We start from the raw sequence: 14,301 nt of genomic DNA, 5'->3' as shown, positions 1-14,301 counted from the left end.
GTATGAAAATCGTATTTCTAGGCGGTGGCAACATGGCGACCGCGCTCATCGGCGGCATGCTGGAGCGCGGCTTTGACGCGCAGGATGTGCTGGTTGTCGAGCTTTCAGAGGAACGACAGCGTTGGCTCGCGCAGTCTTTCGGTATCGGTGTGACTGCCGATGTCAGCGATGCCTCGGGGGCCGACGTGCTCGTGCTGGCGGTCAAGCCCCAACAGATGCGCGAGGCCCTGACGCCACTCACCGGGCACCTCGGCAAGACGCTCGTGATCAGTGTCGCGGCCGGTTTGCGTATTGCGGATCTGTCGCGCTGGCTGGGTGGGCATGAGCGCGTGGCGCGTGCGATGCCCAATACCCCGGCGTTGATCGGGGCAGGGGTTACCGGCATGTATGCGCCAGCGGCCGTCGATGATGCCGGCCGTGAAGTTGCAGAGCGCATTCTGTCGGCGGTCGGCAGTGTGGTGTGGGTCGACGACGAAGCACGCATGGATGCCGTGACGGCAGTGTCGGGCAGTGGTCCGGCCTACGTCTTTCATTTCATCGAGGCACTGGAAGCGGCTGCTGTATCGCGTGGCTTTGACGGTGTCACCGCGCGCCGTCTGGCACTCGACACGGTGTTGGGGGCGGCCAGGCTCGCTGCCGACTCGGGAGATTCTCCGGCGGTGCTGCGCGAAAAGGTAACGTCCAAGGGGGGTACGACTGCAGCCGCGTTGGCCGTATTGGGCGACGGTGGATTCGTCGATCTGGTCGGTCGCGCGGTCGCCGCAGCCGAGGCGCGCGGTCGCCAACTCGGCGACGAACTGGGAGGGCGCTGAGATGCTCGGGCAGATTGTGTTCTTGCTGATCAATTTCGTGTTCGGGGCGTTCACCCTGCTGCTGCTCGCACGCTTCTTCATGCAGTGGCAGCGCGTGCCGTTCCGCAACCAGTTAGGTCAGTTCGTGTTGAAAACCACCGACTGGATCGTGCGCCCGCTGCGGCGTGTGGTGCCAGGGCTGTGGGGGCTGGATATGGCCAGCCTGCTACCAGCCTGGTTGGCCCAGGTCGCGTTTGTTGCGATCGAGCTGGCGCTACGCGGCGTTCCATTCGGCGGCGCCGGGGGCGTTGCGCTGGGGCTGGCCGGCATGGGCCTGATCGAGCTCACGCGGATGGCGGTTTATCTGGTGTTTGCGCTGGTGCTGGTGTCCGCCGTACTGTCGTGGGTGGCGCCGCACGCACCGGCCGCTCCGGTGGTGCGTCACCTTTCCGACCCATTCCTGCGGCCATTTCGTCGCCTCATCCCGTTGGTTGCGGGAGTCGACCTGTCGCCGCTGGTCTTGCTGCTGTTGCTGCAGATTTTGCTGGTCGTGCTGGCCGGTCTGCGGGGCACCTTCATGCCGCTGATCGTTGGCGGTCTTTGAGCCTGCTCAGCCCTCGAACATCACCTGTCCCTCGACCAGGGTATAGCGCACCGCTCCGGGTAGTTCATGGCCGAGGAAGGGCGTGTTCTTGCCTTGGCTGCGCAGACGGTCACGAGTGACGACGTGACGTGCAACGGGGTCAAAGATGCACACGTCGGCGCGTGTGCCCGGCGCCAGATGGCCGGCCTTGGTGATGCCGATCAGCTGTGCGGCATCGCAGGTCACGCGCGAGAGCGCGGTTGGCAGGCTCAGGCCGCAGTCCTCACCCCACTTCAAGGTCAATGACAGCAGCAGTTCCAGGCCAGTGGCGCCGGCTTCGGACTCGCTGAACGGTGCGAGCTTGCCGTCATCGTCCACCGGTGTGTGGTCCGAACACAATGCGTTGATGCAACCGTCGGCGAGGCCGGCGCGCAGTGCGTCGCGGTCTGCCGAGGCGCGCAGCGGCGGCACGAGATGGCAGTTGGCGTCGAAATAGCCGATGTCCTGATCGCACAGGTGCAGGTGGTTGATCGATACGTCGCAAGTGACGTCCATGCCGTCTGCGCGGGCTTGCTCGATCAGTGCCAGCCCTTCGGCGCTCGACAGGCGTGTGATGTGCAGTCGTGCGCCGGTGACGCGGGCCAGCCGCAGATACGTGAACAACGCGACGGTTTCGGCCTCCACAGGAATCCCGGTCAGCCCCAGACGCGCGGCAAACTCACCGTCGTGCGCATAGCCGCCGCGCGACAGGAAAGGCGCGAGCGGCTGCAGCCAGACCCGGAAGCCGAAGGTCGCGGCGTACTGCATGGCGCGCATCAGCACGGAGTTGTCGACGATTGGCACATTGGCCTGGCTGAAGGCAAAGCAGCCGGCTTCGACCAGTTGTGCCATCTCGGACAGGCGCTCACCCTTCAGCCCGATGGTCAGCGAGCCCACCGGATAGACATGGGCGCGGTTCAGCTGCTTGGCGCGGTAGCACAGCATTTCGACCAGACCGGGCTCGTCGAGCGCGGGGTCGGTGTCGGGTGGGATGGCGAGGCTGGTAACGCCGCCGGCCATGGCCGCGTCCATCTCGGATTCGAGCGTGGCGCGGTACTCATAGCCCGGCTCGCGCAGGCGCGCGGCTACGTCGATGAGGCCTGGGCACACCACCAGCCCGTTGGCATCGATGACGCGTTGCGGCTCGAAGCCTTCCGGCGCGTCGCCCAGCGCGACCACGCGGCCGGCGGCGATGTAGAGGTCCTGTACCGCATCGATGCCGTGGGCGGGGTCGATGACGCGGCCGTTGCTGATCTTGATTTTCATGTTTGAGGTGGGCTCCGGTCGGTCAGGCGGCGAGCATGCTCATCACAGCCATGCGCACGGCAATGCCGAAGGTGACCTGGTTGAGGATGACGGCCTGGGCGCCGTCGGCCACGGCGGAGTCAATCTCCACGCCGCGGTTCATCGGCCCAGGGTGCATCACGATGGCGTCGGGTCGCGCGCGCGCGAGTTTCTCGGCAGTCAGTCCCCACACCTTGTAGAACTCCTGCGGCGTTGGCAGCAGCGCGCCGTTCATGCGCTCGTTTTGCAGTCGCAGCATCATCACCACGTCGACGTCCTTGAGGCCTTCGTTCATGTCGTGGAAGACGCGCACGCCCCAGGCTTCGATGCCGGTCGGCAGCAGGGTCTTCGGGCCGATGACGCGGATTTCGGGCACCCCCAGCGTTTTCAACGCGGCAATCTGCGAGCGCGCCACGCGCGAGTGCAGCACGTCGCCAACGATAGCCACCACCAGGCGCGTGAAGTCGCCCTTGAAGTGGCGGATGGTGTACATGTCGAGCAGGCCCTGCGTCGGATGCGCGTGACGCCCGTCGCCGGCGTTGATGACGTGAATGTCGTTGCGACCGTGGGCGATGAGGTGTTGCGCGATCAGGAAGGGCGCGCCGCTGGCGGCGTGACGCACGACGAACATGTCGGCCTGCATGGCGCACAGGTTGTCGACGGTGTCGAGCAGGCTCTCGCCCTTGGTGGTCGAGCTGGTCGATACGTTGAGGTTCACCACGTCGGCCGACAGGCGCTTGGCGGCGATCTCGAAGGTCGTGCGGGTGCGCGTGGAGTTCTCGAAGAACAGGTTGAAGACGCTCTTGCCGCGTAGCACCGGCAGCTTCTTGACCTCGCGCTCCGCTACTTCGGTGAGCGGTGCTGCGGTGTCGAGGATGGCGCCAAGTATCTCGCGCGGCAGGCCGTCGAGCGTGAGCAGGTGACGCAGGCCGCCGTTGGGGTCGAGCTGGGGATTACGCATCGATCAGCCTCAGGGAGAGCATGTTGGCGGCGTCGCGGCTCAGTTCCAGGGTGCGCGAGGCCGGCAGGGGTTCAAACAGCGTGTGGGCGCAGTAGCGCGCGGCGATGGGCAGTTCGCGCTCGCCGCGGTCGACCAGCACGGCCAGCTCGACGCAGCCCGGGCGGCCGTAGTCGAACAACTCGTTGAGTGCGGCGCGAACGGTGCGGCCGGTGTAGAGCACGTCGTCGACGATGACGATATGGGCGCCTTCAACCTCAAAGGGAATGTCGGTGCGTTGCGGATTCGGCGGCAGGCCGCGCGCGCCGAGATCGTCACGGTAGAAAGACACATCAATCGAGCCGATGGGGCCGGTCAGGCCAAGCGCAGCGTGGAGGCGCTCGGCGAGCCAAACACCGCCGGTGCGGATGCCGACCAGCGCGGTGTCGGGTGTGACCTGCGGGCGCATCTGCGCAATCAGCGCATCGAGCAGGGTCTCTGCGTCAGGAAGTTGCATGGGTGGGTCCGTTGAGGAAGTCCTGCAGGATGATCTGTGCGGCGACGGCGTCGAGTTGCGGCTTGCGCGCCTGCCAGCGGGTGGTGCCGGCATCGAAGAGCGCCGCATCTGCGGCGGCCGAGCTGAGGCGCTCGTCAACCTGATGCACCGGCAACGCAAAGCGCCCGTGCAACTGGTTGGCGAAGCGGCGGCAACGCGTGGTCATGTCGTGCTCCGACCCATCGAGGTGACGCGGGATGCCGACCACCATGGCGATCGGGCGCCATTCGGCGATCAGATCGCCGATGGTGCCGAAGCGACGCTCGCGGGATTCCTCAGCGATGGTGGTCAGCGCGTTGGCCTGGCGGGTTTCGAGTTCGCCCACTGCTACGCCGATACGTGCCAGGCCGAAATCGAAGCCGAGTACAGTCCCGCGGGCCGGCAGCGGCGGGGCGGCCGCGCCTGCCTCAGGCATGTCCGGCGACCTCGCTGAGGTTGGCGAAATCCACCCCCAGTTGCTGCAGGGCCGCCGCAAAACGTTCTTCCGGGGGCAGGTCGAAGATGATCGACAACTCGGCCTGAACCGTCAGCCAGGCGTTATCGGCGAGTTCCTGTTCGAGCTGGCCGGCTGACCAGCCTGCATAGCCCAGGGAAACCAGCACTTCGCCGGGTTCGCTGCGCTCACCAAGTGATTGCAGGATGTCGCGCGAACTGGTCAGCCCGACCTCGTCGTTAACCGACAGGGTCGAATGCCATTCGCCGACGGGCCGGTGCAGCACGAAGCCACGGTCGGTCTGCACCGGGCCGCCGAAGTACACCGGTTGGCCGGCGAATTCGGCCGAGTGCAGGGGCAGATCGATGCGTTCGAACAGGGTGGCCAGCGTCATGTCGAGCGGACGGTTGACGATGATGCCGAGCGCGCCCTGCTCGTTGTGTTCAGCGACGTAGGTAAGCGTGCGCGAGAAGTTGGGATCGGCCATGGCAGGCATGGCAATCAGGAAATGATTGGTCAGGTTTGCGATGATGGCGCTCATGCGTGGCATTTTACGCTTTCACGGCGTCAGCGTTGCAGGAACCTGCCCGACCTGTGCTCCTCCAATCCAGCCTGTCCCGATGCGATCCCCGATATGACTTCTTCTGCTCTAGTGTGGTTTCGGCGCGATCTGCGCAGCTTCGATCATGCCGCGCTGCATCACGCCCTGCGGGATTTCAGGCAGGTGTACTGCGTCTTCGTGTTTGACTGCAACATTCTCGAAGCGCTGCCGTCGCGCCGGGATCGCAGGGTGGAGTTCATTCGCGAAAGTCTGGTCGAGCTCGACGCCGGACTGGATCAGCTGTCGCGCGAAGCAGGCGGCTCGGGGGCGGGACTGATCGTGTGCCACGGCGCCGCGACAACGGAGATTCCACGTCTTGCGGCGGAACTGGGTGTGGCGGCGGTCTTTGCCAACCGGGACTATGAGCCGGCCGCGATCAAGCGGGACCGCGAGGTCGCCGACGCACTGGACGAGGCCGGTATCGATTTCGAGGACTTCAAGGATCAGGTGGTATTCGAGCAGTCCGAAGTGCTGACGCAGGATGGCCGGCCATTCAGCGTGTTCACGCCCTATCGGAATGCATGGATGCGGCGCCTCGAAGCGGCCGATCTGAGCGCTTGGTCAACGGCGTCGCATGCGGCGAATCTCGCGCCTCGCTCGGAGCAATGTGGCGTGCCGGCGCTGACGGACATCGGCTTCGAGGCCGGCACGCTGGAAGGCCTGCGCCTGCCGGTCGGCATGAGTGGCGGACATGCGCTGTTCGAGGATTTCGCGGCCCGCATCAATGGCTACCACGAGGCTCGCGACTATCCGGGGCGCAAGGGCGTTTCCTATCTCTCGGTGCATCTGCGTTTCGGCACGGTGTCGATCCGCGAACTGGCACGGTTCGCCTGGAGCCAGGTCGGCGACGGGGCGCGCACCTGGCTCAACGAACTGATCTGGCGGGATTTCTATCACATGATTCTGTGGCACCACCCGCGGGTGGTGCGCGACAACTTCAGGCCGGAATTCGATGTCGTGCGCTGGGATCACGCGCCGGATTTGCTGGCTGCATGGAAAAACGGACGAACCGGATATCCCCTGGTGGACGCCGGCATGCGTCAGCTTGCGCAGAGCGGCTACATGCACAATCGCCTGCGCATGGTCACCGCCGCTTTTCTGACCAAGGATCTGGGTATCGACTGGCGGGAGGGTGAGCAGCACTTTGCCGAACTGCTCAATGACTTCGATCTGGCCGCCAACAACGGCGGCTGGCAGTGGGCTGCGTCTACCGGTTGCGATGCCCAGCCGTGGTTCCGGATATTCAATCCCGTGACGCAATCAGAGCGATTCGATCCGCAGGGAAGTTTCATCCGGCGCTATGTGCCGGAACTTGAACGCGTTCCGGATCGCTACATTCATGCGCCGTGGAAAATGGACGCCTCACTGCAGAAGCAGTGCGGCGTGTCGATTGGTCGGGATTATCCGGGCCCGGTGGTTGACCACGCAGCAGCTCGCGCGCGCACGCTGGCGCGCTTCGAGGTGACGAAGAGCGCACGCACCGAGCGCTGAGGCTCAGTGCGTGGCCGTGGTCGGGATGTACTGCTGCAGCAGGCGCAGCAACTCATCTTCGTCGTAGGGCTTGCCGAGGTACTCGTTGGCGCCGAGTTTCTGGGCATATTCGCGGTGCTTGTCGGCCAGGCGCGAGGTGATCATGATTACCGGCACATCCTTCAGGCGCTCGTCGGCACGCAGGTTGCGCACGAACTCGAAGCCGTCCATGCGCGGCATTTCGATGTCCGACAGGATGACGTCGGGCAACGACTCTTCGAGCTGGTCGAGCGCATCTGCGCCGTCCTTGGCGGTGATCACGCGGTAGCCTTCGCGCTCGAGCAGGCGGCCGGTGATCTTGCGCACGGTCAGCGAGTCGTCAACGACCATGACGGTCGGCAGCTTGACGCTGTCCGCGAGTGCCGCGCTTGCGGCTACGTCGTCGGCTGACGCCGGTGCGGTCAGCGTCTCCGGTGCGGCGAAGCGGCTGGCGAGTGCGATGGGGTTCAGAATCAGCATGATCTCGCCGTCGCCGAGCACCGTTGCCCCCGATACGCCGACGATACGCAGCAACTGCGGCCCGGCCGACTTCACGACGATTTCATGGTTGCCGCGCAGCGAATCAACGTGAACGGCGAGGCTTTCACCGCCGGCACGCAGCAGCAGCACCCAGTTGAAGCGATGAATCTCGGGGCGGGTGCGACGGTCGCCCAGCAGCTCCGGAAGATAACGGTAGTTGTAGCGCTGGCCCTGCCACTCCACGAAGCCGTCGGCGCGTACGCGTTCGATGGCGTCGGCGCGCAGTTCCATGGCCTGCGCGATCATGCTCGACGGAATGGCGTAGCTTGCCGTGCCGGCGCGCACCAACAGGGCTTGCGTGACGGCCAGCGTCAGCGGCAGGTAGATACGGAAGCGCGTGCCCTGACCCTTGCTGGCGTGGACGTCGATGCGTCCGCCCAGCGCAGCGGCTTCGGCCCGCACGACGTCCATGCCGACACCGCGGCCCGCGATGGTCGAGACGGCTTCGGCGGTACTGAAGCCGGACGTGAAGATCAGGTTGGTGAGCTTGCGCTCGTCGGCTTCTTCGTCGGGCTGGAGCAGGCCGCGCTCGATGCCACGAGTCCGGATGGCGTCGTAATCAAGGCCGCGTCCGTCGTCGGAAAGGTCGATCGCGATTTCGTTACCGATCTGCAGCACCGTCAGCGAGATCTGGCCGATTTCGTCCTTGCCGGTGGCGCGGCGTTCCTCGACCGATTCGATGCCGTGGGCGACCGCGTTGCGGAGCATGTGTTCGACCGCGATGGTCATGCGTTCGAGCACGCTGCGATCGATCTCGATACGGCCGCCACGGATGTCGAGGTTGACCCGCTTGCTCTGATCTTTCGCGCTTTGGCGCACGACGCGGTGCAGACGGTCGGCGAGGCTGTCGAACGGCACCATGCGCACCTGCATCAGCGCTTGCTGCAGGTCACGTGCGAAGCGCGCCTGGCTGTGCAGCGCCAGTTCGGCGCCGTCGAGGTTGCGCAGCAACTGCTGCTGAACCGTGGTCACGTCGCCGACGCTCTCCGCCATCATGCGGGTGAGTTCCTGCAGACGGGTGTAGCGGTCCATCTCGAGCGGATCGAACTCGCCGTGCGCAGAATCGGCCTGGGCGATACGCGACTGCATCTGCGTTTCGGCCTGCAGTTCGACTTCGCGCAGCTGGTTGCGCAGGCGGATGACGTTTTCGGTGAGGTCCAGCAACGAACGGCGCAGCACGCGCAACTCGCCTTCGATGCGCGTGCGCGCAATGCCGATCTCACCAGCAGTATTGATGAAGCCGCCGAGCGTTTCGGCGCGTACGCGCAAGGTGCCGCCGGTGTGCGCCGGGTCGGCTGCGGTTTCGCCGGTATCGATCGCGATGGCGGCCGTGAGCGAGTCCGATGTCTGCGCGGCGGCAGTGTCCGCCGACGAGGCTTCAGCGGATGCTTCGCCGCTGAGAGCGGCAATCAGCTGCGCGGCCTGGTCGAGGCCGCCGGTCAGTTCGTCAATCAGCCGCGGGGTGTCGTGCTGACGCGCAAGACCGCTTTCAAGACGGGATTCGATGCGGTGCACGTGCTCGCCCAGTTGCATGGCGCCGGCCATCCGCGCGCTGCCCTTGAGGGTGTGCAGCTGTCGCGCGGCGAGGCGGGCATGCTCGGGGTTTGCATTGTCGGCCTGCCACAGTCGCAGACGCTCGCTGAGTCCCGACATGAGTTCTTCTGCCTCTTCCAGGAAGATCGGCAGGAGTTGCTCGTCGAGGTCATCGTGGACGGTCACGCCTGATGCGTCATCGTCCGCGGGTGACTCTGCGAGTGCGGCGGGGCGTCGTGTCTCGGTTGGCGCAGCGGTGGCGACGTCGGCGTCGGCTGAGGTGTCCGGAGCGTCGATTTCGGCTTCGGCGACCGGCTCTCCGGTGACCGGCGGACGACCCACGGCATCGAGCTGGTGCTCGAGTTCCGGGACTTCGAGCGGCAGTTGTTCGCGGGTGACCTCAGCGAGCATGGCCTGCAGCGTGTCGACAGTCGTGGCCAGCAGGTCGATCTGTTCGACAGTTGGAGTCTGCTCGGTCTGACGCAAGCGGTCGAATGAAAACTCAAGGGCCCGAGCGAGGTTCTGCAGCGCCGGGATGTGAGCTGTTCCGGAGATGCCGGACAGCGTGTGCGCCGTGCGCTGAAGCTTGTCCGACGGCTTTCCGGGATTGCGGCGCAAGGGCTTGAGTTCGCTGCCGAGCACATCGAGGTGCTCACGCGCCTCGTTCAGATAGAGGTCATAGAGCTGGCGTGAAAGCTCGTAGCCCCCGATGCTAATGGTCGGACTGTTGCTCGATTCCGAGGCGCCTACTGCGTCGGCCGGCTCAGCTTCGGCTTCGGACTCTTGCGGGGCATCGAGATCCAAGGCGACGAATTCTTCGGGTTCCTCGGCGATGTCTTGGACGATAACCTTATCGAATGCATCATCTGCAAGCTCGGGCGGCGCGATCTCGCCGGCTGAAACCGACGTTTCGGCTGCCGCAGGAGGTTCATCGAAGTCGAGTGAAGGTAGGTCACCGAAGTCGAAGTTCGGCAGTTCCGGTGCCTCGAAGCTATCGGCTGCGGCTTCAACCAATTGCGCCTCGTCGAGCTGCGGCGCAGCTTCGGTGGTGTCGGCTTCGGCCTTGCCCTCGCTCTCTTCGGCCGGGACCAGCGGCGCAGGTGACTTTGTCGTCGCCGTTGTGTCCGTGCTTCCGGCGGCCAGTTCGGAACAGCGCAGGCGCTCTGCCTCCTGGGCGTGAGCGCTGAAATCAAAGGCGTGGCTGCCACCGCTTTCGATCTGTTCTACCCAGATATCGAAGGTCTGATGCGCCGATCCGATCAGCGCGTGCAGCTCTTCGGTGACTGGCAGTTCGAGTTGAAGCCAGCGGTTGAGCGTCTCTTCGATGGCCCACGCGGCTTCGCCGAAGTCGGCCAGGCCAACCATGCGGCCGCTGCCCTTGAGTGTGTGAAAGCCGCGCCGGATGTCGACCAGTGCATCCTGATTGCCATGTGGCATGACGGTCTTGAGTCCGTCGCTGATGTTCCCCAAAACGTCATGCGCCTCTTCGATGAAGATCGCCAGCAACTCGGCGTCCACATCGGCGTCCGTTTCTGGCGCGGGCGCAGTCATGGCGGGGGCGGCTACGCGTTGCGGCGCCTCCGGAACATCCTCTTCCGGCACAAGGTCGGTGGCCTCTACCGTTTCGTCGAAATCTAGCTCGAACGCCGGGTCGAACTCGGCGGCTTGCTTGCGCTGGTCCGGCGGCAGGAAGTCGTTGAGATCGGCCTGCCCGTGCTGCAGGGCGCTGACAAAAAATCCGAGGGTCGACAGTTGGTCGGCGAGGCGGTTGAGCTGCTCGTCGTCGGGCTCGAGTTCGCTGTTGGCAAGATCGTTGATGCGCTTGATGGCTTCGCGCACCAGCGGAATGGCCTGCTCGCCTTCGATGACGGCCAGTGCCCCTTCAATCTGGCGCATCGGCGCCGCCAACTGCGCCAGTGGGCCGCGCTTGGCGTGATTGCGGAAGAAGTCGTCGAGCGTTTGTTCGATGTGTCCCAGGTTGGATGCGATCTCCCGGGCAACCTGTTGTCGCGCGTCCCACTCGTGGGTGCTGCGGGTGCCATCAAGCGACTTGTCTGTACTCGCCGGCGGTTCTTCGCCGGCCATGATTGCGTCCAGGCGGGCCAGGCAGGATCTGCCCTGGGTGGCCAGTTCGTTGTCGGCGATGCCACCTTCAATGCTGAGTTCGGCCAGCAGCAGCGCCGTGGCAACCTCGACCGCCAGCGTTTCGTCCCCGTTCATCGCCGGATCGGAACGCAACCATTGCGAAACCCTGGCCGTGCCGGACAGCAGTTCTAGCAGCGCGGGTCGCCCGAGGCGGGCGGCTTCGGCGGTGATGGCCTGAATGCGGGTGTCGAAATCCTGCAGGGCCGACGCCTGGCCGCTGCCGAAAAGATCCCAATCGTTCTTGGCGGCGGAAAGCTCGCCGCGCAGCTTGCGCAGCAGAGGCCCCAGCGGGACCTCGGTGACGACTTCGCCCGGATCGGCCCACCATGCGTCGAGGTTCCATGCCTGACGCACCTGACGCTGCGCCGGGGTGCGAACCGGGGCCTGCCCGATTTCGAAGAGGATGTCGCGCAACAGACGTTCGGGAATGCGGTGCGAGGTGCTGGCCTGATGACGTACTTCCTTGACCATGCCGGTGCACAGCTGCTTGATGCGCATCTCGGAGGCAGGCAAGTCCTGGTGCGACAGGGCGTCAAAGAAAGCCTGGGCGACACGCCACAATGTGTAGAAGGCCGGGCTCGACTGCAGTGCCTCGAGAGCAATGGCTGCGTCGCGCATGCCGTTGGGGCCGGCTGGATCAGCGGGGGCTTTGAGCCATTGCAGCAGGCCACGTTCGAGCGCGGCGCGGGCGCCGCGCATGCGTTCATCGCCGCCCGGTGTGCCGGGGCGGGGCGCGTTTCGCAGCTTGCGCCGCGGCAGGCGGCGGCTCAGGTCGGGGTAGAACAGTTCGGCCGGGCTGACTTCGTCGCGGCCGGTGGACGTGGCGATTTCCCGATACAGCGCAAACAAGCGCAGAGGCTGATCGCCGGAGCCATTGACCAGATCACCGAGGTAATTGGCGACGGCGGAGCAGCCGCGGCGGGCGAGCCCGGTATGGGCGTCGTCGGGCGGAATGCTGCCGTCTGCCATGCCGGCAAGCAGCTTATCCAGCGTGTCAGCGAAATGACACAGGCCGTCGAGGCCTACAACAGACAGCGCGCCGCGGGCCTGATGTAGATGGTTCCGGGCAAACTGGATCTGGTCAGCCGGGTCGGAGTCGCCGATCTGGCCGACGGCCTCGGCAGCGAGTGTGAGTGCTTGATCGATCTCACCACGAACCCAACTCAGCGGGCCGATGTCCAGTTCCTGCGATTGCGTCATGAGCTTGCCTCGTTCAGACCTTGAAGCCGGACACGGAACCCTTCAGTTCGACAGCGAGGTCGGCCAGTTCGCCAACCGACACGGCGGTCTGCTGCGTGCCGCGCGTGGTCTGGTCGGTAATCGCGAGAATGTCCTTCATGGTGCCGGCAACACGGCCGGCGGTGGCCGCCTGTTCCTGGATGTCGCCCGAGATCTGTTCGATCAGCTCGGCCGTTTCGGTCGAAACACGTTCGATCTCCGACAGCACCTGACCTGCGGCGTCTGACAGCTGGGCACCCTCGACCACGTCGCGAGTGGCGGTTTCCATTGCCGCCACGGCGTCCTTGGTGTCGGTCTGAATCGACTTCACGATCGACGCGATCTGCTTCGTTGCCTCGGCGGAACGCTCCGCCAGGCGCTGCACCTCTTCCGCAACCACGGTGAAGCCGCGGCCTGCTTCGCCGGCCGAAGCGGCCTGAATGGCGGCGTTGAGCGCGAGCACGTTGGTCTGTTCGGTAATGTCCGAGATCAGTTCCACGATCTCGCCGATCTCCTGCGAGGACTCACCCAGGCGCTTGATCCGCTTGGAGGTTTCCTGAATCTGCTCGCGGATGTCGTTCATGCCGCGAATCGTGTCTTCCACCGCGGTCGTGCCCTTCTGGGCGGCGTCGCGGGACTGGCGCGCAACCTGGGCTGACTGCAGGGCGCGCTCGGAAGAGTCGGTCATCGATGCGGCCATGCGTTCGACGGTCGAGCCGACCTCTTCGATCTCCTGCGACTGGCGCTCGGTCGCGTCGAGCAGTTCGCCCGAAATCTTCTGGGCGGACTCCGTTGCGGCGGTCACGCGCGTGGCCGCGTCGTTGATCCGGCGTACCAGAACCGAGAGTTCTTCAATGGTGTAGTTCACCGAGTCGGCAATGGCGCCTGTGATGTCTTCCGACACCGTGGCGCGAATCGTGAGGTCACCGTCGGCCAAGTCGCCCATCTCGTTCATCAGGCGAAGAATGGCCTGCTGAGCCAGGTTACGTTCGTCCTGGGCTTCCTGGCGCTGATGTTCGGCTTCCGCGCGGCGACGCATAAGGTCGGCGTTGTAGGCCTTGACGATGAGTGCGATCACCGCGAGGGCGGCAAGGCTGGCGGCGATGATGCCGGCGATCAGCGGGTCAAACCCGCGGTAGTGGCTGTCGAACGCGCCCGAGACGTTGCGCGTGCCTTCAAGCAGGCCGGGCGAGGCGCGGAACATCCGCACGCCGGTCTGTTTGGACTGCGCAAGGTTCTGGATGTTGTCGTTGATGCGCCCCACCGCCGCGAGGGTTTCTTCGGCGTACCACTCGATGTCGACCAGCCGTTGCTGGGAAGCCGGTTCGTTGGCGGACAGGCGCATCAGCTCGGCCAGCGTCGTGTTGAAGTTCTCCGGGTCCTGGCTCATCTGGAACGCAGCTTCCGGATCAATTGTCTCGCCGGCGAGCAGGGCGTTGGCGTTCTTGGCGATGCGCTGCGTGATCAGCACGGCATTGTTCGACAGGGCAATCTCGCGGATCGACGAGTCACCCTCGGTCTTCAGGCGGGCGATGGCTTGCGTGAGGTCGAACAGCAGCGGGTTGAAGGCGTTGATCATGGCCACCGAGCGATCGAGCGTGGCGATACTGTTTTCGCCCTCAAGCAGCCATTGCACGTCCTGCTCGATCGGAACCCAGCGTTCGGTCAGCTCGGCGAGCGCTGGCTGAACCGATTGCGGGCTGGGCGGAACCGTACGGTCCTGCAGCTGACCACCGGATTTGAGCGTCTGGAGTACGGTGGTGAAGCGCTGGCTGGCCGTGCGCAGTTCGGTGAAGGCTTCACGATCGCCCTGAATGCCGCGCTGAGCGGCCTTGGCGATCTGCTGCGAGAGCATCTGCAATTCACCGGATGCCGCCACGTAGAGCGTGGCAAACGTGGATTGGCGGTTCTGCAGGGTGAGCAGCACCGCGGCAGCGATGACCAGCGCGCCGAAGAGGATGAAGTGTTTCTTCATCCGTTCCGATACCGGGCGCTCGTCTTGCGCGCCGGCAGCGCCGGGCTTGACTCCGGTTTCAGCGCCGGTATCGAGAATGGTCTCGTCAGACGAATCGGCGTCCTTGCCTTTCTTCGCGCCGCCCAAGGAGAGTGCCGAAAGATTGAATCCCATTTTT

Annotated in this window: 10 protein-coding genes; 3 read left to right on the top strand and 7 right to left on the bottom strand. The window is 65.0% G+C overall.

Translation table 11 applies throughout. The annotated features are described in order from the left end of the window. Positions 1 to 2 precede the first annotated feature (2 nt). Both proC and AC6H0N_RS14140 read left to right on the top strand, forming a co-directional pair. The gene (gene proC, locus AC6H0N_RS14145) at positions 3 to 812 is read left to right on the top strand and encodes a pyrroline-5-carboxylate reductase (protein WP_497574767.1); all 810 of its coding nucleotides are present in this window, start codon (positions 3 to 5) and stop codon (positions 810 to 812) included. A gap of 1 nt (position 813) precedes the next feature. Continuing rightward, positions 814 to 1,395: a YggT family protein gene (locus AC6H0N_RS14140; protein ID WP_497574766.1), complete on the top strand. Its 582-nt coding sequence runs from the start codon at positions 814 to 816 to the stop codon at positions 1,393 to 1,395. Between the two features lie 6 nt (positions 1,396 to 1,401). Here AC6H0N_RS14140 and AC6H0N_RS14135 read toward each other — a convergent pair whose 3' ends face one another. The 5 genes from AC6H0N_RS14135 to AC6H0N_RS14115 are packed head-to-tail and all read right to left on the bottom strand — an operon-like array spanning position 1,402 to position 5,164. After that, a complete protein-coding gene (locus tag AC6H0N_RS14135; protein ID WP_497574765.1) occupies positions 1,402 to 2,679 on the bottom strand; it encodes a dihydroorotase in 1,278 nt (425 codons plus the stop codon). A 22-nt stretch (positions 2,680 to 2,701) separates the two neighbouring features. Beyond that, positions 2,702 to 3,658 (bottom strand): aspartate carbamoyltransferase catalytic subunit, encoded by a 957-nt coding sequence (locus AC6H0N_RS14130; RefSeq protein WP_497574764.1) that lies wholly within the window; start codon positions 3,656 to 3,658, stop codon positions 2,702 to 2,704. Further along, positions 3,651 to 4,151 carry a bifunctional pyr operon transcriptional regulator/uracil phosphoribosyltransferase PyrR gene (gene pyrR, locus AC6H0N_RS14125; RefSeq protein ID WP_497574763.1) on the bottom strand — a complete coding sequence of 167 codons (501 nt, stop codon included), beginning with the start codon at positions 4,149 to 4,151 and terminating at the stop codon, positions 3,651 to 3,653. Before pyrR ends, AC6H0N_RS14130 begins: the two co-directional genes overlap by 8 nt. Further along, positions 4,138 to 4,605: a Holliday junction resolvase RuvX gene (gene ruvX, locus AC6H0N_RS14120; protein ID WP_497574762.1), complete on the bottom strand. Its 468-nt coding sequence runs from the start codon at positions 4,603 to 4,605 to the stop codon at positions 4,138 to 4,140. The genes pyrR and ruvX overlap by 14 nt, the downstream gene beginning before the upstream one ends. After that, positions 4,598 to 5,164 carry a YqgE/AlgH family protein gene (locus tag AC6H0N_RS14115; RefSeq protein WP_497574761.1) on the bottom strand — a complete coding sequence of 189 codons (567 nt, stop codon included), beginning with the start codon at positions 5,162 to 5,164 and terminating at the stop codon, positions 4,598 to 4,600. The genes ruvX and AC6H0N_RS14115 overlap by 8 nt, the downstream gene beginning before the upstream one ends. 93 nt (positions 5,165 to 5,257) lie before the next feature. Here AC6H0N_RS14115 and AC6H0N_RS14110 point away from each other — a divergent pair, with 93 nt between their 5' ends. Next, complete coding sequence (locus tag AC6H0N_RS14110; RefSeq protein ID WP_497574760.1) at positions 5,258 to 6,715, top strand: cryptochrome/photolyase family protein; 1,458 nt, start codon at positions 5,258 to 5,260, stop codon at positions 6,713 to 6,715. Between the two features lie 3 nt (positions 6,716 to 6,718). On the opposite strand, the gene AC6H0N_RS14105 is transcribed toward AC6H0N_RS14110, so the two are convergent. Both AC6H0N_RS14105 and AC6H0N_RS14100 read right to left on the bottom strand, forming a co-directional pair. Beyond that, positions 6,719 to 12,151 carry a hybrid sensor histidine kinase/response regulator gene (locus tag AC6H0N_RS14105; RefSeq protein ID WP_497574759.1) on the bottom strand — a complete coding sequence of 1,811 codons (5,433 nt, stop codon included), beginning with the start codon at positions 12,149 to 12,151 and terminating at the stop codon, positions 6,719 to 6,721. Positions 12,152 to 12,164: 13 nt separating this feature from the next. Further along, a complete protein-coding gene (locus AC6H0N_RS14100) occupies positions 12,165 to 14,297 on the bottom strand; it encodes a methyl-accepting chemotaxis protein (RefSeq protein ID WP_497574758.1) in 2,133 nt (710 codons plus the stop codon). Positions 14,298 to 14,301 lie beyond the last annotated feature (4 nt).

The sequence above is a fragment of the Pseudazoarcus sp. NS34 genome, assembly GCF_059703725.1.
The sequence above is the reverse complement of the archived record's forward strand: the minus strand, read 5'-3'. Positions and strand labels throughout refer to the sequence as shown.